General features: G+C 39.0%; 15 protein-coding genes. 7 read left to right on the forward strand and 8 right to left on the reverse strand.

The window, feature by feature from the left end; genetic code table 11:
- Positions 1–77: 77 nt before the first annotated feature.
- The gene (dnaE, locus tag FB2170_RS05210; protein WP_013305475.1) at positions 78–4,514 is read right to left on the reverse strand and encodes a DNA polymerase III subunit alpha; all 4,437 of its coding nucleotides are present in this window, start codon (positions 4,512–4,514) and stop codon (positions 78–80) included.
- A gap of 170 nt (positions 4,515–4,684) precedes the next feature.
- On the opposite strand from dnaE, the gene FB2170_RS05215 reads away from it, so the two are divergent.
- The 3 genes from FB2170_RS05215 to rimM all read left to right on the forward strand — a co-directional run bounded on the left by FB2170_RS05215 (position 4,685) and on the right by rimM (position 7,395).
- Positions 4,685–6,094 (forward strand): sulfatase, encoded by a 1,410-nt coding sequence (locus FB2170_RS05215; protein WP_013305476.1) that lies wholly within the window; start codon positions 4,685–4,687, stop codon positions 6,092–6,094.
- A 119-nt stretch (positions 6,095–6,213) separates the two neighbouring features.
- The gene (locus tag FB2170_RS05220; protein WP_013305477.1) at positions 6,214–6,852 is read left to right on the forward strand and encodes a 30S ribosomal protein S16; all 639 of its coding nucleotides are present in this window, start codon (positions 6,214–6,216) and stop codon (positions 6,850–6,852) included.
- Positions 6,853–6,867: 15 nt separating this feature from the next.
- The gene (gene rimM / locus FB2170_RS05225; RefSeq protein WP_013305478.1) at positions 6,868–7,395 is read left to right on the forward strand and encodes a ribosome maturation factor RimM; all 528 of its coding nucleotides are present in this window, start codon (positions 6,868–6,870) and stop codon (positions 7,393–7,395) included.
- Here rimM and FB2170_RS05230 read toward each other — a convergent pair.
- A complete protein-coding gene (locus tag FB2170_RS05230) occupies positions 7,387–8,430 on the reverse strand; it encodes a sugar phosphate isomerase/epimerase family protein (RefSeq protein WP_013305479.1) in 1,044 nt (347 codons plus the stop codon). The genes rimM and FB2170_RS05230 overlap by 9 nt on opposite strands.
- A gap of 160 nt (positions 8,431–8,590) precedes the next feature.
- Between FB2170_RS05230 and FB2170_RS05235 the strand changes: the two genes are divergently transcribed.
- Together FB2170_RS05235 and FB2170_RS05240 are read left to right on the forward strand one after the other, a co-directional pair.
- Entirely contained in the window at positions 8,591–10,060 is a 1,470-nt protein-coding gene (locus FB2170_RS05235) for a sulfatase (RefSeq protein ID WP_013305480.1), read from the forward strand.
- Position 10,061: 1 nt separating this feature from the next.
- A complete protein-coding gene (locus FB2170_RS05240; RefSeq protein WP_013305481.1) occupies positions 10,062–10,775 on the forward strand; it encodes a tRNA1(Val) (adenine(37)-N6)-methyltransferase in 714 nt (237 codons plus the stop codon).
- Positions 10,776–10,777: 2 nt separating this feature from the next.
- Here FB2170_RS05240 and FB2170_RS05245 read toward each other — a convergent pair whose 3' ends face one another.
- Both FB2170_RS05245 and FB2170_RS05250 read right to left on the reverse strand, forming a co-directional pair.
- Complete coding sequence (locus FB2170_RS05245; RefSeq protein ID WP_237701161.1) at positions 10,778–11,608, reverse strand: dimethylarginine dimethylaminohydrolase family protein; 831 nt, start codon at positions 11,606–11,608, stop codon at positions 10,778–10,780.
- Positions 11,609–11,655: 47 nt separating this feature from the next.
- Complete coding sequence (locus FB2170_RS05250) at positions 11,656–12,963, reverse strand: amino acid permease (RefSeq protein ID WP_013305483.1); 1,308 nt, start codon at positions 12,961–12,963, stop codon at positions 11,656–11,658.
- A gap of 69 nt (positions 12,964–13,032) precedes the next feature.
- Here FB2170_RS05250 and FB2170_RS05255 point away from each other — a divergent pair, with 69 nt between their 5' ends.
- Entirely contained in the window at positions 13,033–14,121 is a 1,089-nt protein-coding gene (locus FB2170_RS05255; protein ID WP_013305484.1) for an aromatic ring-hydroxylating oxygenase subunit alpha, read from the forward strand.
- Positions 14,122–14,186: 65 nt separating this feature from the next.
- Positions 14,187–15,365 carry an acyl-CoA dehydrogenase family protein gene (locus FB2170_RS05260; protein ID WP_013305485.1) on the forward strand — a complete coding sequence of 393 codons (1,179 nt, stop codon included), beginning with the start codon at positions 14,187–14,189 and terminating at the stop codon, positions 15,363–15,365.
- A 25-nt stretch (positions 15,366–15,390) separates the two neighbouring features.
- On the opposite strand, the gene FB2170_RS05265 is transcribed toward FB2170_RS05260, so the two are convergent.
- From FB2170_RS05265 to FB2170_RS05280, 4 genes are all read right to left on the reverse strand, one after another.
- On the reverse strand, positions 15,391–15,771 hold the full coding sequence (locus FB2170_RS05265; protein WP_013305486.1) for a lipocalin family protein: 381 nt from the start codon (positions 15,769–15,771) through the stop codon (positions 15,391–15,393).
- A 141-nt stretch (positions 15,772–15,912) separates the two neighbouring features.
- On the reverse strand, positions 15,913–17,352 hold the full coding sequence (locus tag FB2170_RS05270) for a DUF1501 domain-containing protein (protein WP_013305487.1): 1,440 nt from the start codon (positions 17,350–17,352) through the stop codon (positions 15,913–15,915).
- A gap of 5 nt (positions 17,353–17,357) precedes the next feature.
- Positions 17,358–20,201, reverse strand: coding sequence for a DUF1549 domain-containing protein (locus tag FB2170_RS05275; protein ID WP_013305488.1), 2,844 nt, complete (start codon positions 20,199–20,201; stop codon positions 17,358–17,360).
- A 305-nt stretch (positions 20,202–20,506) separates the two neighbouring features.
- Complete coding sequence (locus tag FB2170_RS05280) at positions 20,507–22,810, reverse strand: FdhF/YdeP family oxidoreductase (protein ID WP_013305489.1); 2,304 nt, start codon at positions 22,808–22,810, stop codon at positions 20,507–20,509.
- Positions 22,811–22,821 lie beyond the last annotated feature (11 nt).

Raw genomic sequence — 22,821 nt, forward strand, 5'->3', positions numbered from 1 at the left:
ATTTAGTCAATTATTCTTCTGTTTCCTTACTAACGTAAGATTCGTTTTACCTATTGTAATATTGAGATTATTTATGGTCAGTTCAGTTTATAATGCACTTCTTTTTCTTCCAATTGATGCAACAATTCACTTGTGATCTGTACCTTTTGTTTTCTACTAGATAAATTCACCTTTATTTCTTCTTCCATTTCATATACCACGAAATGTAAAGGATGACTTCCTTTGTGATCCACCAGCGTACTTTTTAATTCATCAATATTATCTTCTTTGAGCTCATCTATATTCAGCTTTATGGTCAGTTTTTTTGCAAAACTCTCCATCACTTCCTGAAGTAAAATAAAGCTATTGTATTGCATTCTAGGGTCGCCTTTTTTTCCAGTTTCACGATTCACCCAGCCTTCTCTCACAAAAACCTTTAAGTAAATGAATGAATTGATCATTAAAAAATGACGAAATTTTAAATACTCTTCGCCAAAAATGCGAAACTCAAAAGTATCCATATAATCTTCAAGTGTGAAGAGTGCCCATCCTTTGCCATTTTTCGCAATTCTATGTTGCACATCGGTTATGACCCCAGCAAATGATATTTCTCTATTCACATATTTTGGAAGATCTGTGAAACAAGAGATGGTTCCGTTGGTAAAAGCATTGATTTCTGATTTAAAATCATCCAAAGGATGCCCAGAAATATAGATGCCCACAACTTCTTTTTCCCTTCGCAATTTTTCCATTGTTCCCCATTCCTCACAAGGTGGTACAACGGGTTCTGGAATCTGGGCTTCACTCATTCCTCCAAACATATCCATTTGAGAGGAATTTTTGTTTTCCTGATATTTAGATCCGGATTTAATCACTTTTTCCAAAAAAGTAACGCCGTCACCTTCGGTATGGAAATACTGTGCCCTATGCGTAGCTCCAAATGAATCAAAACCACCGGCAACCGCCAAACTTTCAAATGCCTTTTTGTTAGACGCGCGCAAATCTATTCTTTTGGCCATATCAAAAACCGATTTATAAGGACCTTCTTCTTTTCTGTTCTCAACAATAGTTTCTACAGCGCCGCGGCCAACACCTTTTATGGCACCCATCCCAAAACGAACAGCATTATTCTGGTTTACGGCAAATTTGTAGTAAGATTCATTCACGTCTGGACCAAGAACCTCGAGGCCCATTCGCTTACATTCCTCCATGAAGAATGTAACCTGCTTTATATCGTTCATGTTATTGGAAAGCACAGCGGCCATATATTCGGCTGGGTAATGAGCTTTACAATAAGCTGTTTGGTAGGCAATCCAGGCGTAGCAAGTTGAGTGACTCTTGTTAAAAGCATAAGCTGCAAATGCCTCCCAGTCCTTCCAAATTTTTTCAAGTTTATCTACCGCATGACCTTTTGCCGAAGCCTTTTCAATGAACTTAGGCTTCATTTTATCAAGGACATGCTTTTGCTTTTTACCCATGGCCTTACGCAAAACATCGGCTTCACCCTTGGTAAAATCAGCTAATTTTTGGGACAGTAGCATCACCTGCTCTTGGTAAACCGTAATACCATAGGTTTCTGCCAAATACTCTTCGCAGGCATCAAGGTCATAAACTATTTCCTCGGTACCGTGTTTACGCGCAATGAAACTTGGAATATATTCCATTGGCCCAGGACGATACAAAGCATTCATGGCAATTAAGTCTGCGAATACCGTAGGCTTTAATGACCTCATGTGTTTTTGCATTCCAGGAGATTCATATTGAAATACCCCTACGGTTTCTCCACGTTGGAAAAGTTCATACGTTTTCTCATCATCCAGTGGGAAATTCTCCGGATCCAATTCTATACCATGTTTGGCTTTTACAATCTTAACTGTATCCTTGATCAGGGTCAAGGTCTTTAGCCCCAAGAAATCCATTTTCAAAAGTCCTGCACTTTCCACCACCGAGTTATCGAACTGAGTACAGTACATTTCTGAATCCTTTGCCAGTGCCACTGGAACGAACTTTGTAATATCATCTGGGGTAATAATCACCCCGCAGGCATGGATTCCCGTATTACGAACCGAACCTTCTAAAACATAGGCTTGGTTCAATGTTTCAGATTCCAACCCTTCCCCTTCAGCAATATTCAAAAGCTCATTGACTTTCAGCAATTCCTCGCTGTTGAATTTACTCTTTAGAACAGCATCATCAACCCCAATAATCTTCTTGAGCTTTGACATGTTCGGAATCAGCTTCGCCATACGATCAGCATCACCCAACGGAAGATCTAAAGCTCTTGCCGTGTCACGAATCGAAGATTTTGCCGCCATGGTGCCATAAGTGATAATCTGTGCAACTTGATTTGATCCGTACTTGTCAATCACATAATCCATAACTCGACCTCGGCCCTCATCATCAAAATCAATATCAATATCTGGCATTGATATTCTATCCGGATTCAAGAAACGCTCAAAAAGCAAGTCGTACTTAATCGGGTCTAAATTGGTGATCCATAAGCAATATGCAACCGCTGAACCTGCGGCAGAACCACGACCAGGGCCAACCGAGACATTCATATCACGTGCAGCACGAATAAAATCCTCTACAATCAAAAAATACCCCGGGTATCCTGTATTCTCAATGACCTTAAGCTCAAAATCAAGTCGCTCATCAATCTCTGGGGTTATTTCCTCGTAACGCTTTTTTGCCCCTTCATAGGTGATATGACGTAGGTATTTGTTCTCACCTCGTTTTCCTCCATCCGCTCTATCCTCTTCAAACTGAAATTCTTTTGGAATATCAAAAGCAGGTAATAATACATCACGAGCCAGAGTGTAAGTCTCAACCTTGTCTATGACCTCTTGAATATTGGTGATTGCTTCAGGAATATCCTTAAAGAGTTCTTTCATCTCCTCGGAGGATTTGAAGTAATACTCTTGATTTGGCAACCCGTATCTATAACCTCGACCTCGACCAATAGGGGTAGCCTGTTTTTCACCATCTTTTACGCACAGTAGAATATCGTGGGCATTAGCATTTTCCTTTTCAGTATAATAGGTGTTATTGGATGCTATTAATTTAATGTTGTACTTCTTCGCAAATTGGATCAATACTTGGTTAACCCGTGTTTCATCTTCTTGATTATGACGCATTAATTCAATGTATAGGTCATCACCAAAAGTCTCTTTCCACCAAATAAGCGCATCCTCCGCTTGTTTTTCACCAACATTTAAAACTTTGCTAGGCACTTCGCCATAAAGGTTTCCTGTAAGTACAATTACATCTTCCTTATACTGTTCAATAATTCTTTTGTCAATTCTAGGTACATAATATTTACCATCAACAAAAGCAATAGAAGACATTTTTGCCAAATTATGGTAGCCATTCTTGTTCTTGGCGAGCATCACGATTTGATATCCGTTGTCTTTTTGGGTTTTATCGGTATGGTCTTCACAGACCTGAAATTCACACCCCACAATCGGAGTTATTTCTTTCTCTAGGGTAGGCAATTCTTCTAAAGGTTCTTGCCCTTCCTCTAAAGTACCATTCTGAGTTGCCTCGTATCGCTTCTGCTTCTCCTCATTTCTAGAAATCACACCTTTGTTATGGTTTATCACTCCATTTACAAAATGAAAGGCCCCCATCATGTTCGCATGATCGGTCATGGCCACCGCAGGCATATTGTTCTTAACAGTAGCCTGTACCAGATCCGCCACACTTATGGTGGATTGTAAAATAGAAAACTGGGTATGATTGTGAAGATGGGCAAATTCTGCCAACTCCAATGAAGCCAGATTTTCTTGCATTTCCTCATGGGAAGCTCCACCCGTATCTTTTTCCCAAAGTGCGTCGGCAATTTTCTTGGAAGCTTTTTTAAGGTTGATATGCTTTAATCCAATCAGTTCAATGGTCTGTGGATGAACTTCTGAGAAATTCTTGAAATAATCAGGTTGAACATCAAGTTGTTCAATTGTATAATGTCCTCTTCGAACCAGTTCTAAAAAACAGCGTGTAGTTGCCTCTACATCCGCTGTTGCATTATGAGCTTCGGCAAAAGGCGCATTGAACAAGTACTCATGCAATTCTGTTAAAGTAGGTAGTTTGAATTTACCTCCCCGGCCACCGGGAATCTGACAAAGTAAGGCAGACTCTTCTGTACAGGTATCCAAAACGGGAAGCTCTTGCAATGGATTTTCAACTCCCATTCTATGAAACTCAGCTCCCATAATATTTACATCGAAGCCTACATTTTGCCCAACAATGAATTTAGTTTTGGACATAGCAACGTTGAATTTCTCCAAAACCTCAGCCAAAGGCACACCTTCTTGCGCTGCCAACTCAGTTGATATTCCATGTATCTGCTCTGCATCGTAAGGTATATTGAACCCATCTGGTTGTACCAAATAATCTTGACTTTCAACCAAGTTCCCCATTTCATCATGTAATTGCCAAGCAATCTGAATACAGCGTGGCCAATTATCAGTATCGGTGATGGGTGCATTCCAACGTTTGGGCAGACCCGTGGTTTCGGTATCAAAAATCAGGTACATATAAATAGAGTTTCGCTAAAAAGCAGTGGATAAAAATAACCAAAAACCAATCGCTCTAAAAAGGTAGTTGTCACTAGTTATCAACGTGGAATGATAAAGAGTTGAATATACATAAATAGACAATAATCACTATCTTCAAAAGCTCTAACAATGAACATAACTCTTTACCTATGAAAAGAAATAAAGCCATCTTAATTACATTATTACTTCTATTGAGTTTCAATGTTGACATATTTGGACAAAAAGCCAATCAGCAAACTCCTAATTTCATTATCATTTTTGCAGATGATTTAGGTTATGGTGATTTAAGCACCTACGGAAACCCAACCATTCACACTCCAAATCTTGACCGAATGGCACATGAGGGTCAAAAATGGACCAACTTTTATGTAGGGGCAAGTGTTTGCACACCAAGCAGGGCTGCCTTATTGACCGGAAGGTTACCCGTTCGCAGTGGTATGGCTAGCAGTAAAACAAGGGTACTCTTTCCCAATTCTAAAAATGGTCTGCCCGCCAATGAAATCACTCTGGCAGAACAATTAAAAACTGCGGGATACAGCACAGCGGCAATCGGAAAATGGCATTTGGGTCATAAAGAACAATACTTGCCAACCAACAATGGTTTCGATTACTATTTTGGCATACCCTATTCCAATGACATGGATTATATTGGAAAAGCCAATTATAAAAATCTTGCCCAAAATAATCCATCAGATATAAAAATAGAGAACTACAATGTCCCATTACTACAAAACACCAAGATTATTGAACGTCCGACTAATCAAAACACCATTACAAAAAGGTATACTCAAGAAACAATAAAGTTCATAAAAGAGAATAAAAGAGAGCCGTTTTTTGTGTATTTGGCCCATAGTTTACCCCACATTCCACTATTCACATCCAAGGAATTTGAAGGGCATAGTAAGAATGGGATTTATGGTGATGTAGTGGAAGAAATAGACCATGGAGTGGGAGAAATACTAAATGCACTTGAGGAAGAAGGTTTGGATCAAAATACTATTGTGGTTTTTACTTCGGACAATGGACCATGGCTACCCTTTAAAACCCATGGTGGCAGTGCCGGACTTCTGCGTGCAGGAAAAGGAAGTACCTGGGAAGGCGGAATGCGCGAACCTGGAATTTTTTGGGGGCCTGGATTGGTCAAAAAAGGCTTGGTCACTGACATGGGATCAACAATGGACCTATTCACAACTTTTAGCACCATGGCCGGAGTTGAAATTCCTAATGACCGAATTATTGACGGACATGACCTAAGCAAAACATTACGAAATGGGGATGCTAGTCCGCGGCAGCATATTCTATATTATCGTGGTACAGAACTTTATGCGGCTCGACTTGGGGAATACAAAGCCCATTATATTACACAAGGTGTTTACGGTGAATTTGGTGAACGCCAAGAACATGACACTCCAATACTATATAATCTGAATAATGACCCCTCTGAGAAATTTGATATTGCAAAGGACAATCCAGAAATTATTACTCAAATAAATAGGTTGGTCAAGGAACATAATTCCAACCTAGTAAGGGGTAAGGATCAATTAGTTGAGAGGGAATAAAGTAATTTATGTAACCTATTGCGCATTTAAAGAATTGAAGTATATTTGCACCCCGTTTTAAGGGACAATTAAAAAGAATTAATAACAGAGGGTCGGGCACCCTACAAAATTAATGTGATATGCCAGTAAAGATTAGATTACAAAGACACGGAAAAAAAGGTAAACCTTTCTATTGGATCGTAGCCGCTGATTCACGTGCAAAAAGAGACGGTAAATTCTTGGAAAAATTAGGTATCTACAACCCTAATACCAATCCTGCAACAATCGAAGTTAAAGTTGACAACTCTGTAGAGTGGTTGAACAATGGTGCACAACCTACTGATACAGCCAGAGCTATTCTTTCATATAAAGGTGTTTTATTAAAGCACCACTTAATGGGAGGTGTTCGTAAAGGAGCATTGACTGAAGAACAAGCTGAAGAAAAATTCAATGCTTGGATGGTGGAGAAAGAAAAAGCCGTTGCCTCGAAAGTTAGTGGACTTGACAAAGCCAAGGCTGACGCTAAAGCTGTAGCTCTTGCCGCTGAAAAAGAAATAAATGAAAAACGTGCTGCTGAGGCGGCCGCTGCTGCATTACCTGAAGCACCGGAAGTTGTTGAAGGAGAAATTGAAGTTACTGAAGCTGCTGAGGAAGCTCCGGTTTCCGCTCTTGATGCTGCCGTAGCGGAAGCAAAAGGAGAAGTTGCTGCTCCAACGGAAGTTGTTGAAGAAGCCCCTAAAAAAGAAGCTGCGCCAGAAGCTTCTAAGGAAGAAGAATAAAATTTACTCGAAACGATGGATAAGTCATCTTGTTTTTACTTAGGTAAAATCGTTTCAAAATATAGTTTCAAAGGGGAGGTACTTGTAAAACTTGATACCGATGAACCGGAGATTTACGAAAACATGGAATCAGTATTTGTTTCATTAGGAAATAATCTGGTTCCATTTTTTATTGATAAATGTAGGCTCCATAAATCAAATCTACTTCGAATAGATTTTGAAGAGGTAAAGACAGAAAATGATGCAGATCGCATCATGGGATCTGAACTATACTTACCTCTCTCTTTTCTTCCAAAACTTACGGGCAATAAATTCTATTTTCACGAAGTCATTGATTTTACTGTAATTGATAGTAAACACGGGGATATCGGCACCATAGTAAGTATTAATGACAGTACTTCACAATCACTTTTTGAAATTGAAAAGGATGATAAGGAACTCTTGATTCCAATCAATGATGAAATCATAACCATGGTAGATAGAGACAATAAAATTATTAATGTCACCACACCTGAAGGCTTAATAGATTTATATTTAGGTTAATGCACTTTTACAATAATCCAAGCACTTTTTTACTTCTTCAACAGCATTGGAACCCTCAGGTATCTTATATTCCAATTCGATAGTTCCTGGAAAAGTATATTTATTGTCACGTATTAATTGTAATGCATCAGCAATTGGGGTGTCCCCATTTCCCCAGCTTAAATTATGCTTTCCATTCTCGGGTGTTTGCCGGTCTTTCAAATGCATACTTTTTATTCGGTCATTTTTAGCCTTTAAGATATCAAGTGGTTTTTCATTTCCCGCAGCAACATAGTGTCCAAGGTCAAGGTTTAAGGCATTGTATTCTGACTGCTCAAGTGCAGTATCCCATAAAGTAGGCGTTTGCTGTTCGTGGCCGTGATATCCAACATAGATTCCATGCTTTTTAGCAAAAGACCCCAATCGCAAAGTATGGGCATCATCACTTGGGTGCTCAACAGTCACATGATTAGCCCCCAGAATCTTTGCTGTTTTCATTCCCCAATCTATATCGGAATCTAAATTATCTTTTCCGAAAGTGTTTCTAGGCTTGAATGCATAAATTGATACTCCTGCATCATTGTACATTTTTCTAAAATTGATAAACTTTTCTAAATCCACAGTTTGACGCCATTTAGCAACTTCTAAATCGTACGCCTTTATCTGTTCCTGAAAATCCATCAATTCTTTCAATTCATCTGCTGTAATCTCTCCATCACGTTGTTTTCGCCTCAATTTATAAAAAGCAGTTCTATCCAAACTGTTTGCAGGTTTACCTGCAAAGTTCTCTGCAGGATCTCCCATCAATTCAATAGCATTTACTCCACAATCCAAAACATACTTAAGGGTAGCTTCTGCGGACTGATCTTCCATACTTCTAAAGGAATAAGTTATCACACCAAGCTGTACGCCATTGAAAACCGAATTTGGCTTATTATAATATTTAAGAATTGCTGGTGCCCCAAAAAGCTTAGAACCAATCAAGGTGGAGCCAGCTGCCAAGGTCAGCGTACTTGTCAAAAATTTTCTTCTGCCTGGTTTATCTTCAATTTTCATAATTGCATTAATAAATTATTACAAGATTATTTTCAATGGTAAACCTATATTCATGACCAATCCACTTTGGTCATTTGTATAAATTACAGATTTAGCCTTTTGCTTTTAGTCAATCTTTAAATGAAATTAAGTATTTTCATACCAATTAACAAGCACTTCTATGACCAACAGATTTAACATGTTCTCTCATAAGTTAAGATTTCAGTTCTTATTCGTTATAAGCTTTTTATTTATTCTGCTTTCCTGTAAGGACAACGACCAAAAAGTCACCAAAAAGTCACCTCCACCTAATGTAGTTTTAATCTTTACAGATGACCAAGGGTATCAAGATGTAGGTGTTTTTGGGTCTCCGAATATTAAAACACCCCATTTAGACCGGATGGCATCAGAAGGAGTTAAATTGACAAGTTACTATTCTGCACAAGCGGTATGCTCTGCTTCGAGAGCAGGTTTATTGACAGGTTGCTATCCAAATCGAATTGGTATTCATAATGCTCTAGGTCCAGGAAATACCCATGGAATAAATAGTTCAGAAACCACCATGGCAGAAATGCTGAAGAACAATGGTTATAAAACTGCAATTTTCGGAAAATGGCATTTAGGGCATCACCCAGAATTCATGCCCAATAAACATGGGTTTGATGAATTTTTTGGTATACCATACTCCAATGATATGTGGCCTTATCATCCGCAGCAAGGACCAATATTCAATTTTCCAGATTTACCACTTTATGAAAATGAAACTGTCATTGATACTTTAACCGAACAATCAAATTTAACTACTCAAATTACCGAACGTAGTGTTGATTTTATAAACAGAAACAAGGATAATCCTTTCTTTTTATATGTTCCTCATCCCCAACCTCATGTACCTTTGTTTGTATCAGAAAAGTTCAAAGGAAAATCAGATAGAGGACTTTATGGAGACGTAATTATGGAAATTGACTGGTCTGTAGGTCAAATTATAGAAGCATTAAAAAAGAACGGTCTTGAAGAAAATACAATTGTAATCTTCACATCAGACAATGGTCCTTGGTTGTCTTATGGCAACCATGCAGGCAGCGCACTTCCATTCAGAGAAGGCAAGGGAACTGCATGGGAGGGCGGCCAACGCGAACCCTTTATCATGAAATATCCGAACAAATTAAAGGCAGGAGAAGTAATTGACGTTCCCATGATGGCAATAGATTTGTTACCTACCTTAGCCTCGCTCACTAATTCCAAACTTCCAGAATTGAGCATAGATGGTAAAAATGTATGGAATATTATTTCAGGAGAATCAATTGAAAGTCCGCAAAAAGCCTATTTCTTTTATTACCGAGTGAATGAACTTTTTGGGGTTCGTTATGGAAAATGGAAAATGTACTTTCCACATAGATATCGTACCATGAACGGACAAGAACCTGGCAAAGATGGGCAACCCGGGGAATATAGGATGATTGATATGGAAGAAATAGAATTATACGATGTTGTGAACGATATTAGTGAAACCAAAAATATTGCTGAAGAAAACCCAGAGGTGGTGGCTGAAATAAAAGTCCTTGCCAATGATATGCGCTTTAAACTAGGTGATTCTTTATTGGAATTGGAAGGTTCTGAAACCAGAGAACCAGGAAGAATGGAAGAATAATATGCCCGAACCATTTAAATTTAAACATTTCAGCATTCATCAGGATCGTTGCGCAATGAAGATAGGTACTGATGGTGTTCTTTTAGGCGCATGGACATCTTTGCAAAACGAACCCGAAAGCATACTTGATATAGGAACGGGTACTGGATTAATTGCTTTGATGGCAGCTCAAAGAAGTGAGGCGGAAACCATTGATGCCATTGAAGTTGAGGAAGGCGCATATGAACAATGCGTAGATAATTTTGAAGCCTCCCCTTGGGGAGATCGACTCTTTTGTTATCATGCAGGTCTAGATGAGTTTGTTGATGAAATTGAGGACAAGTATGATTTGATTGTATCAAATCCACCTTTTTACGCTGAAGATGTGACTAGCGGGAATAATGCTAGGGACAAAGCCCGACAGAATCAGTCATTACCATTTGATGAACTTATTGATGGTGTTTCCAAACTCCTTTCGCAAAACGGAGTATTTACGGTAATCGTTCCATATAAAGAAGAGCATTTCTTTCTTGCATTAGCAAATAATTCTGGTCTTTATCCTAAGAAAATCACTAGGGTAAAAGGCAATCCAAATTCAAATATCAAAAGAAGTTTGCTTCAATTTTCATTCAATCAAGGAAAGTGTGCAGAAGACGAATTGACCATAGAGATTGGAAGGCATAATTACACCCAAGAATATATGGAACTGACCAAGGAGTTTTATTTAAAAATGTAATTTTATTCAACTCTTTTAAATGGCCGAGTCAAACATGTAGGACCTCCTCCGCCCTTAACACTTATTTCATTTCCACGATAAGTAAGAACTTCACATCCTGCTTTTTCCAAAGTTGTCTTGGTTTTGGGGTTACCTTCTACCATAACGCATCTTCGAGGTCCAATAGCCAGGACATTGCATCCCATACTATCAAATTCATTATCGGGCACTTCTATAAACTCAAAGCCCATATCCAATAAAGTATTTCTAAATCGAATTGGCATTAATGGCGAATAAACCACAGCCAAATCTTTATCGACCGGACTTAAAATTGACATTAAATGAAATACATCTTCAACACCTCTATAATGTGGTAAATCGGCGACTATCACCTCAATACCTTTTGGCGAAAGCAATGCCGTTAATTGCCTAATGCCCTCCATGTTTGTCCTATAGGTGTGTCCTACTGCCAAGGTTTTTTGGTTCAACCATGCCACATCTCCTCCTTCAAGCGTTCCAGGTGATTCAATTGTGCCTAAAACAGATATGCCGTTACTTTTGAAAATTTTGTGCTGGGCTTCAGGTTCTACACGCCTTCCTTCTTTCCCCATAGAACAGATAATCATTCCAAAATCAGTGGCTATTGAAGCATCCCGACAATATATAGAATCAATTTTTGTGTTCGAATTTTCAGGAAAGTATTGCAACTCTACTTCGTTGTTTTTAAGCAGCGCTTTGAAATCCTGATATTCTTTCACGCTTTCATCAAACTTTGGTTTGGATAAATAGTTTAATTCTTGCCATTGTTCGATGAGGACTTCATCCGAAATAAATCCGTCACGGACAGATTTCAAAAAAACAGTTTTTAATTTTAAAAATTCTGAATGAGAAGTATGCGCCATTATTTTTCACGTTTGTTCCATTGCATCAATACATAGAATGGAATTCCTGCCATTAACAATAGAAATCCATAGAAAACAGTATCTGACCCTGTGCCAAAAATTGCCCATATAGAATATGTTGCTCCTAATGTTCCCAATAAAAAGGTTTTAATCGCATTGTTAAAATGTAATTTCTTGTGGATCACCACAATTATATAGGCAGCAGCAACAAATAAATATGGGACCAGAACTGTAAAAACGGTAATATTCAATAAAAATGTAAAAGTCTCCACCAGTCCAGAGGAAAGATTCATCAACACCAATAGTGATGTTAAACCACTTCCGATGAACAGCCCAACATATGGTGCCCCAGAGCGGTTTTCCATTTTAAAAATCTTTGGGAACATATTATCTTGGGCAGTGGCCATAGGTAACTGCCCAGAGAGAAGAATCCAACCATTTAAGCTTCCAATACCTGCAATGGCCGCCCCAGCAGCAACAAAATAACCCATAAAATCGCCTCCAATAATTTTCCCTGCATCTGCAAAAGGTTTGGGAGAATTTGCTAACTCATCTACAGGTATAATGCCGAATAAAACTATGGAACTCAATAAATAAACCATGGTGGTTATTATAGTTCCCATCATGGTAGCTCTTGGAACTGTTTTTTCAGGGTTTTCTACATTTCCTGCAGGTATAGATGCGCTTTCAACGCCCAAAAAAGCATACAAGGTAATAGCGGCAGCACTGGAAATCGCTGTCCAATTTGATTCTCCGGTCAAATTAAACGCTGGGAAATTATTTATATCAAAGAAGAAAATCCCAATCAAGATGACAAAAATCAACGGCACCAATTTTAAAATGGTCGTGATCACTTGAATCTTTCCTGATGACTTAACACCTCTCGAATTCACCCAGGTCAATAACCAAATCATTGCCAGCCCAATAAAAACACCTAAAATTGGTTTCGTGGTCAATAGAGGAAAAAAATGACTCAACGCACCAATAATAGCAATAACAACAGCGGCGTTACTAACCCAAACGGATATCCAATAACCCCAGGCCACCAGAAACCCAACGAAATCACCAAAACCAGCTTTCGAATAGATATATGGCCCACCATTTTGGTTAACAAATATTTTGCTCATATTGCTAAATATTTTTGCCAGAATCAAGGCACCGATTGCTGTGAAAACCCAAGCTACAAGACTTATACTACCAAAACCTGCCAATGATGAGGGGACAAGGAATATCCCAGCTCCAATCATATTTCCAATTACTAGCGAAGTAGCTGTAATCAATCCGATTTTTTGGGGTTTTGAATTCATTAAAAATGTTTACAGGAGTATAATTTATTACGTAATTTAGAAGTATCCCCAATATACAATTAATAATCTATGGCAACTAAATTCTTTATTGACCCAGATATAACAAAGGCTGAAACATTGCCTGCTTCATTTTATAGGGATTCTAAAGTCTTCGAAGCAATCAAAAACAAAATCTTTTATAGATCATGGCATTGGTTAGGCCATCAGGATTTGGTGGCTAATCCCCTGAATGCACATCCAATAGTTTTATTGGATAATTTCATGACTGAACCCTTGGTTTTGACCAGGGATGATGAAGATAAAATCCATTGTTTAAGTAATGTCTGTACCCATAGGGGCAACCTTGTGGTAAACACTTCGGGCAAAGCCAAAAAATTGGTTTGTGGTTATCATGGTAGACGCTTTAAACTTGATGGTGCATTTGAACATATGCCAGAATTTAAAAATGCCAAAGGGTTTCCAAGGGACTGTGACAATATGCACAAATTTGAACTAAGACATTGGGGGCCATTTTTGTTTGCAGGACTTAATCCTTCTTTTGAGTTTCAAAAAGTAATCGATACTTTGAACCAAAGGGTCGGATTCTTGCCTTTAAATGATTTTAAACTTGATGAAAGTAGGTCAAAAGATTATCAAGTAAATGCCCACTGGGCGCTTTACTGTGACAACTTCTTGGAAGGTTTTCATATTCCATTTGTGCACGATGATTTGAATGCCGTATTAGATTATGGTACTTATGATACAATTATTCATGAGCATCTTAACTTGCAAATTGGGTATGCAGAAGGTACTGATGCAATTTTCGATTTACCGGAGGGACATGTAGATTATGGAAAAAAAATCGCCGCCTACTATTATTGGGTCTTCCCAAATATGATGTTTAACTTTTACCCGTGGGGACTTTCAGTAAATGTTGTGCAACCTTTGGGAATTAATCGCACAAAGGTGTCATTCTATAGTTATGTTTATGATTCGTCCAAATTAAATGTTGGCGCAGGGTCCATTCTGGATAAGGTCGAAATGGAAGATGAAGAGGTCGTTGAAGGGGTACAAAAAGGGGTGCGCTCCCAATTTTATGAAGCCGGAAGATTCTCTCCAACTCGTGAACAAGGTGTTCATCATTTTCACAGACTATTAGCTCAATTTTTGAACGTTTAAAAATATAACAATAGTGGTTTGAAATGTTATATTTCTTTATTTACCTTTGAACAAAATTCATACGAATGAAGCCAGACTTATTTGAAGCTCCCGATTATTACAACCTTGACGATTTATTTTCGGAGGAACATCTTTTGGTCCGTGATGCAGCACGCCAATGGGTAAAAAGAGACATTTCACCAATCATTGAGGAATACGCGCAAAAAGCTGAATTTCCAAAACAGATTATTAATGGATTGGCAGAAATAGGCGCCTTTGGCCCTTATATACCCGAAGAATACGGTGGAGCAGGCCTAGACCAAATAAGTTACGGGCTCATAATGCAGGAAATTGAACGCGGTGATAGCGGTGTTCGATCTACAGCCTCTGTTCAATCTTCTTTGGTAATGTATCCCATATTTGCTTACGGAACTGAAGAGCAAAAACAAAAATATTTACCCAAATTGGCCACCGGAGAGTTCATGGGATGCTTTGGTCTTACTGAGCCAAATCATGGGTCCAACCCAAGCGGGATGGAAACAAAATTCAAAGATATGGGCGACCACTATTTACTAAATGGCGCCAAACTTTGGATTTCAAATTCTCCTTTCGCAGATATCGCAGTTGTTTGGGCCAAAAATGAAGAAGGCCGTATTCACGGTTTGATAGTAGAGCGTGGAATGGAAGGTTTTTCCACTCCTGAAACACATGGAAAATGGTCACTAAGGGCATCAGCCACAGGTGAGCTCATTTTTGACAATGTAAAAGTTCCAAAAGAAAACTTATTGCCCGGAAAGAATGGATTGGGAGCACCACTTGGATGTTTGGACTCGGCCCGATATGGAATTGCCTGGGGTGCAATTGGTGCCGCAATGGACTGTTATGATACTGCCCTTAGGTATGCGAAAGAGCGTATTCAATTTGGTAAACCAATTGCTGCAACCCAACTACAACAAAAGAAATTGGCTGAAATGATCACAGAGATTACAAAGGCCCAGTTATTGGCATTCCGTTTAGGCCAATTAAAGAATGAAGGCAAAGCCACAACCGCTCAAATATCCATGGCCAAACGCAACAATGTTGATATGGCCATTAAAATAGCAAGAGAGGCCAGACAAGTATTAGGCGGAATGGGTATCACCGGTGATTATAGTATTATGCGTCACATGATGAACCTCGAAAGTGTTATTACTTATGAAGGCACCCATGACATTCATTTATTGATAACTGGAGCCGATATAACAGGAATGCCGGCATTTCAATAAGATATAATCCGTTCAAAAATTGTAATCACCCCCTTTTGTATTCTAAAAAGATTTCGTCGTCAGCAATTTGGGGGTTATCTACATAAGTGAGTTCCAAGATATCGGTTTTCACAACGTAAGTATATTGCCTTCCATTACTGAAGGTAATTACATTTCCCATTATGGAATAAGTTCCTGCCGCATCTGTAAGAAACTCAAACTGTCCAGTATTCTCAATATTTAGATTATTCTTTTCGAAGGTTATTTTATGTCTGCTAAAATCTGGGTTATCCCCAAAAAAACAAAAACATGAAACATTTGTAAGTGTCCATTTGCCCTCTAAAGAAGTGTCTAGATTGTCATCATTATCGTTTGTACAGGACAAAAACAAAACTGAAATCGTCAATATCAAAAACACTCTTTTCATGACAACGTTTTTATTTTAAGATGAAGAAATAGAAATTGGTTGCTTAGTGCTAAACTACGGTAGCCTTAAATAAGTACAATACAGAAAATTTAATTAATCCGTATTGACCCAAAATTAAGTCGAGTTTCAATAAACCATTGTTTATGCAAACAAATCCAATATAGGTTTTCCCTGTCCGTCTGGGGTGGTATAAAACGGTCTTCCCTCAATCGTGTAATTCGTTTCTGGATGCATGCCCAAAGCATGGTAGATTGATTGATGCACTTGATCGATTACTACTGGATTTTCAATAGAAGAACAGGGTCGTTGGTCTGCAGTCTTGCCATATACCAATCCCTTTTTAATACCTCCTCCCCATAGCAGGACTGAGCTACCATCTGTAAAGTGCCGATGCATTCCGTAGAATTTTTCATCTTCAATAATATCAGGCTGGTTGACTTGGTCTTTTACTTTCGCACCAGGTCTTCCTTCCATAATGGCATCACGACTAAACTCACTGGCCAATATAATTAATGTCCTATCCAAATGCCCAGATTCGTCCAAATCCTTGATTAACTGGGCTATTGGTCTATCAATCAAATCTTTCATATTCTTAGCGCGTAAATGACCATTTTCATGGGTGTCCCACCCTAAAAAGGGTTCATACTCTGTAGAAACACTAATAAATCTACCGCCGTTCATGGCCAATCTTTTGGCCAATAAACATCCTAGCCCAAAACGACCCGTATTATAAGTATCATACACTTCCTTGGGTTCTTCTGACAAATCAAATACCTTGGCCTCTGGCGAATTTAACAGACGGTACGATTGCTCCATAGATCGCATCAAGGATTCACGTTGATAATCACTTCCCGATTCCATGACCTTGCTTTTATTGGCCAGTTCTTTATAAAGTTTATAACGGGCCTCGAACCGTTTCATTGACATCCCCTGCGGTGGACGAACACTATCCAATCCGCTGGATGGATCTGGTATAAGGAAAGGGCCATATTCAGATCCCAAAAATCCTGCTGAATGAAAGGCCTTGAGCTCTTCTGCCTCTCCTACCGTAAAACGTTGTCCCATGGCTATAAAAGGTGGGATCACTGGATTTACCGGACCCATCTCTTTAGCAATCCATGCTCCAATATGTGGAGCCTGTACAGATTGTGGTGGCTCATAACAGGTATGCCAATGATATTGATGTCGTGTATGCAAAATATGACCTAAATCTGCCGATTTATAAGAGCGGATAATAGCCCCTTTGTCCATAACACTTCCGATGGATTCCAACCCTTTGGAGAAATCAAGTCCGTCAATAATAGTTGGGATCTTTGGAAATGTACTCAATACCCTTTTGCTTTCAACACCTTTTTCATAGGGGACATATGCCTTAGGGTCGAAAGTTTCGGTATGGGCCATACCCCCAGCCATCCAAAGTAATATTACAGTATCGGCTTTTGAAACCATTTGAGGCGTAACACTACAAGAACTCAAAAAACTGCTCAGAGGAATGGAAGTTGATGCCGCGGACAAGCTGGCAGCCGTCATTTTTTTTATAAAGTCCCTGCGTGATTCCCCATGTAACATATCCTTTTCCATTCTTTCTAGTATATAAATTGAAATTCAGGTAATATCAAAGTAGACCAAAATAAATCCTGTAAGGCCTCCTTTTGCGGTACATCGCCCAATGCCGCAAGCATTACCTTTCTTTCTTGAGGGCTTGGCTTTCGCCCAAAAGAACGAGAATAAAGAGTCTCAACAATTTTCTCATTCTCAGCACCATACTTATCGAGCCATTGACTTGCGCCTTCTTCCAAAACGTTATTGAAATATGTCCCGTTAGTTAACTCCAATGCTTGAAGCAATGTGGCTTGATCATCTCTTGTAGTTGCAACGTTTTCCCTGCTGGGTCTACCCATGGCCTTCATAAAAGGATGTTGCTTTACTAAGCTTGCCCTAGCAAATTTTCGACCTTCATCACCAAAGACGAAGTCAACTAATTTACCCCAATGCGCCGAGCCATAGTCTCGTACCACATTCCAACTGGTGTCATCAAAATCCAATTGGGCCCATTCATCTTTAGGAGTTTCAGCAGTGCTTTTCCATAACTTATCAGAATTTATAATGTTTTGTTGTCCATCCTTAAAATCAATCTGTAAGGCGAACAAGATTCCTGCAGGATTGGCGATGCTTCCTTCATTCATTCCCTCAATCGCGATTACATTATGCCCTACACTCAACATCTTCTTTACATTCAGTTTGTCAACTTTTCTCCAATCTACTCCTTCTGATACCCTTTTCCCATTTATATAAAGTGTATATGAATGGTCCACAGAAATCAAGACTTTGGCCATTTCAATTTCGGTGTTGGGCAAGATCAAATGTCGACGAAAATACCGCTTGCCAGGATTGGGCAAAACATCTCTATCGAATTTCATCTCCCGATGCCATATGCGTCTTGTATTAAGCCCTTTGTCGATTGGGTCATAGGCCACAGAATGATACATCGGGGCGATGATCTGACTTACAGCATCAGAAAACTGTTCTGCCGTCATTCGCCTAGGTACTGGCCCCTTAAAAACGTACTTCGCCTTAAGATCTTCTTGTTTCTTATAGCCAGCTGTGGGTAGCTGATATGCCTTTGACGATAATATCTGTTTAATCAAATGTTTTAGATTATAACCAGATTCTATAAAATCAGCCGCTAACCAATCTAATAATGATGAATCCCAAGGTGAGTTATCCATTTCATCAACAGGTTCAACAATGCCCCTACCCATTAAACGTTTCCAGATACGGTTTGTCAGGGTTCGATATATTCTTCCGTTTTCAGGTTTCACCATCACTTCGGCAAGTAATGCCAGTCTATCTTCCAGAGTTTCTGCATCAACAGAACCCAGTTCAGGATATAGAAAATTCGTCTGTGCAATTTTTCCTATAGGTTTGTCACAGCGATTCAATTCTAATAGGGAATCTGCGAAGATCGAAGCAAATCCATATGATTGTTCTAAAGTGAGATTACTCACGAAACTGTTGTGGCAGGAGGCACATTTTACATTCATGCCCATTAAGGATTGCCCAATATTCTGAGCCGCTTGCATCTCAGTACGCTGACTTGCATTGACAACACCACGCCATTGAATTCCTTTAATGAATCCCTCTGACCCATCTACTGGATTCACCAGTTCCTTAATCATTACATGATAAGGTTTGTTTTCTTCAAGCGCTTTATAAAGCCAACCTGTAATTTGCTTTCTTCCGCCTGTAATAAATCCGGTGCCGCTATAGTCATTACGTAGTAAATCATTCCAAAAACTCAACCAATGTTGAGTATATCCATGATTATTGGCCAATAAACCATCAATAAGTACTTCCCTCTTATTCGGTTGTTGGTCCAGTATAAATGCCGCTATTTGTTCTGGTTTCGGAAGCAACCCTATGATATCCAAATAAACTCGTCTAACGAAGGTTCGATCATCGACCACCTCAGTCCAATTTTCATTATGGGATTCAAAATAGGCGCCAACCAATTGATCCACAGGATGACTTTCGGTACTGGATTCTGGCAAAGATGGTTTTGAAAGAGCCAATTCGGCCTCTGGAAAAACCTTTAAAGCTCGATCGGACCAGTGCGCCCCTTTCTTAATCCATAATTTAATCAATTCTATTTCATCGTCTTTCAACACCTTTCCTTTTTTAGGCATAACCCCATCCTCATTTGGTGAAAGTGAAATTCTTTTATACATCTCGCTTTCCTCAGGCTTACCGGAGACAAGAATTGAACCCGAATCCCCACCTTTAAATACGCCCCTCTTATTATCTAAAATCAATTCACCTTTATGTTTGTTCTCACTATGGCATTGGTAACAATTATGAGCCATAATGGCCCTTACCTCAAGATTTAAGCTATCGAGCTGCAATTCAGATAATGAATCCACTGACTGAAGCCGAGCCAATAATTCAGAGGCTTTCCCACTATCATAAACATCCTTATTCCCCCGTAAAACTTCGCCGAAATAATCTTCCCCATGAGTCAGATTAGCGCCTAAATGTCCCGTTAAGGTCAACAACAAAACCGTAATCAATAGGCTTGATCTATAGAAAATAAAATTGGAGAGCTTTCCTGAAAGCGTATTTAGCAAGACAATTACTGTAATACCTGCTAAGAATGCCGTGGCAATTCCCAAATTTTGATGATCCTGGACAAGTTCACCAGTATAATCATCCTGTGTACGAAGCAACCACCCTAAGATCGCCGAGACAATGGCAAGTGCCCCCCCTATATACACCATCCAATGAATTCCTTCCCGAAGTCCCTTTCGTTTACCTCCTACGGTCAAAAATTCCATAAAAAGTGCCACAACCAACAACCCTATAGGAAAATGTACTACCAATGGATGTAATCGCCCTAAAAACTGAAATACCCAGTGTCCGATTATATCTTCCATACATTCCTAAATTAAATAAAAAATTTAATGAAAAAGAACGCTGCTTTAAAATGTGACATTTGTATACCTGTATGTTACTTCTGTGAATGCCCCTTTATGGAATAGCCATAAACCCCAGAGCTGCCCATAAATCATAATTACCTACACACACCACAACTTTTCCTAGCTACGCATCATTTCTTTTCATTGTAGTAGGTAGTTATGTACATTTACTATGTAATAAAAACGAAATAAATTTTTTCATTTTCATATAGTGTTCTCGTAAAAGAGTCTGGTCTTAAATGATCGGACTCTTTTTAGTTTAATTAAGATTGGACTTTTTGAATCTTTACTTTAACCGATTTGCTAATAGGTGTTTTACTCTTATCAGCATATTGGTTATAAGGGATCAGTACATTAGTTTCAGGAAAATATGCGGCTAAATTTCCTTTTGGGATTTTATATGGAATAATCAGAAATTTATGGGCTGTCCGCAAGGTTTGGTCATAGTTACTTGTTATATCAACTACGTCCATCTTTTTTAATCCCAAAGCATTCATATCCTCCTCATTCATGAAAAGCACCCTTCTTTCATTATAAACCCCTCGATAACGGTCATCCAGTCCATAAATAGTCGTATTGAATTGATCATGGGAACGAATGGTCATCAAAAGAAATTCATCCTCTTCCGAAACATGATTGGGCAATTGGTTAATTGTCAGTTGGGCTTTCCCATTTGGCAACATACTAAAATCAAGGTCTCGAACATTGTTGGGTAAATAATACCCTGAACCTTTTGATTTCTCGGCCGTTTTTTCAAATCCGCTGATAACCACATCTATTTTTTGACGGATAAGCTCATAATCCGTTGCCATGGATTTCCAATCCATAGTATGATCTCCTTCGAAATACGTATCTGCCAACTCTGCAATTAGCTCTGGCTCACTTTTTATTTGATTGGAAATAGGTTTCAATAGACCTCTAGATTGCCTTACCCGCCCCATACTATTCTCTAGGGTAATATATCGCAATTGACCATTTTTCATATCCTTTTCCGAGCGACCAAAAGTCGGAAGTATTAGTCCTGTTTTTCCTGTTACCAAATGTGAGCGGTTCAATTTCGTACTTATTTGAACAGTCAATTCGCAACGCATAATTGCTTCGGCAGTATATTCAGTATCAGAAGCGGCCATTAAAAAATTTCCACCTAAACAGATGAACACCTTGGCCAAACCATCGTACATGGCTTTCATTGAGCCGACAGTATCAAGCCCTTCTTTATCTGGAGGTGTAAACCCTAAATGTTTCTCTATTTTGGCATTCAACCCTCTATTAACATGGTGCATAATTCCCACACTACGATCTCCTTGCACATTACTGTGTCCTCGAACAGGACAGGTGCCCGCGTTGGGCTTGCCCAATGCACCCTTCAATAACAAAAGATTAATATATTCCCGAATGGTAGCAACACTATTTTTATGTTGGGTGAGCCCCATAGCCCAACACACAACAACCTTCGACTTGGATGCTAAAAGCTGAACAACCTCATCAACCAATCCTTCATTTACTCCGGTCATTTGAAGTAATTCTTGAGTATCATAACCGGCAATATCATTTATCAGATCATCATAGCCGTCAACAAACTTATTTAAAAAGTCATGATCAAAAACATCAGCGGTAACTGAATCAAGGGCCGCCATTTTTTTAAGGATTAGCTTCACTAACGGAATATCCATATTAATGCGCACCGGCAAATGAATATTCGTTAAGTCTTGACCACCACCAAACATTCCTTTTATGCTCTGTGGATTCTTAAAGTTCACAAGACCGGATTCCTCTAAAGGGTTAACACTAATAACCTTTCCACCGTTCTCTCTACATTTTTCAAGTGCAGAAAGCATTCTTGGATGATTGGTTCCTGGGTTTTGACCTGCGACAATCACAACCTCTGCTCCATGTAAATCCTCTAATTTAATTGAACCTTTTCCTATGCCCAATGTTTCTAACAATGCAACGCCACTGCTTTCGTGACACATATTGGAACAGTCGGGCATATTGTTAGTGCCTAAAGCCCTAGCAAACATACCATAAAGGAATGCGGCCTCATTACTAGACCTGCCTGAGGTATAAAAAATCGCCTCATTGGGAGAGTCCATTTTTTTTAATTCAGCAGATACTAGATTATAGGATTCTTGCCAAGAAATAGGCTCATAATGTATTTTTCCCGGCCGAAGAACCATAGGCTCGGTTAATCTTCCAAATTTGTTCAATTCAAAATCTGTAAGTTGCGAAATCTCCTCGACTGAATGCTGTTTAAAAAATTCGCGGCCTATTTTCTCAGTAGTGGATTCATCTGCCAATGCCTTGGCGCCATTCTCACAGAATTCACCAATTTTTGAAGGTTTGTCTGGATCGGGCCAGGCGCAGCTCGGACACTCAAATCCGTCATTTTGGTTCATTTTTAGCATTGCCCTCATTGAACGAAAAATGCCCATTTCCTTAAACCCATGTTGCAATGCAACCTTTATACCTAAAGTTCCTGCAGCATACTGTGACGGTTTTGTTAGTTTTATGTTGGTGAACTTATCGGAGCCCCTAACAGAAACATTTCTCCTAAAAATAGTATCCATTTACAATTTTG

Source organism: Maribacter sp. HTCC2170 (genome assembly GCF_000153165.2).
Taxonomy (GTDB): Bacteria; Bacteroidota; Bacteroidia; order Flavobacteriales; family Flavobacteriaceae; genus Maribacter_A.

Excerpts from the sequence above, each read along its gene's own strand:
- FB2170_RS05260 (WP_013305485.1), top strand. The coding sequence starts at position 14,187 with ATGAAGCCAGACTTATTTGAAGCTCCCGATTATTACAACCTTGACGAT.
- FB2170_RS05215 (WP_013305476.1), top strand. The coding sequence starts at position 4,685 with ATGAAAAGAAATAAAGCCATCTTAATTACATTATTACTTCTATTGAGT.
- FB2170_RS05265 (WP_013305486.1), bottom strand. The coding sequence starts at position 15,771 with ATGAAAAGAGTGTTTTTGATATTGACGATTTCAGTTTTGTTTTTGTCC.
- dnaE (WP_013305475.1), bottom strand. The coding sequence starts at position 4,514 with ATGTACCTGATTTTTGATACCGAAACCACGGGTCTGCCCAAACGTTGG.
- FB2170_RS05280 (WP_013305489.1), bottom strand. The coding sequence starts at position 22,810 with ATGGATACTATTTTTAGGAGAAATGTTTCTGTTAGGGGCTCCGATAAG.
- FB2170_RS05275 (WP_013305488.1), bottom strand. The coding sequence starts at position 20,201 with ATGGAAGATATAATCGGACACTGGGTATTTCAGTTTTTAGGGCGATTA.
- rimM (WP_013305478.1), top strand. The coding sequence starts at position 6,868 with ATGGATAAGTCATCTTGTTTTTACTTAGGTAAAATCGTTTCAAAATAT.
- FB2170_RS05235 (WP_013305480.1), top strand. The coding sequence starts at position 8,591 with ATGACCAACAGATTTAACATGTTCTCTCATAAGTTAAGATTTCAGTTC.
- FB2170_RS05250 (WP_013305483.1), bottom strand. The coding sequence starts at position 12,963 with ATGAATTCAAAACCCCAAAAAATCGGATTGATTACAGCTACTTCGCTA.
- FB2170_RS05240 (WP_013305481.1), top strand. The coding sequence starts at position 10,062 with ATGCCCGAACCATTTAAATTTAAACATTTCAGCATTCATCAGGATCGT.
- FB2170_RS05230 (WP_013305479.1), bottom strand. The coding sequence starts at position 8,430 with ATGAAAATTGAAGATAAACCAGGCAGAAGAAAATTTTTGACAAGTACG.
- FB2170_RS05270 (WP_013305487.1), bottom strand. The coding sequence starts at position 17,352 with ATGGAAAAGGATATGTTACATGGGGAATCACGCAGGGACTTTATAAAA.
- FB2170_RS05255 (WP_013305484.1), top strand. The coding sequence starts at position 13,033 with ATGGCAACTAAATTCTTTATTGACCCAGATATAACAAAGGCTGAAACA.
- FB2170_RS05220 (WP_013305477.1), top strand. The coding sequence starts at position 6,214 with ATGCCAGTAAAGATTAGATTACAAAGACACGGAAAAAAAGGTAAACCT.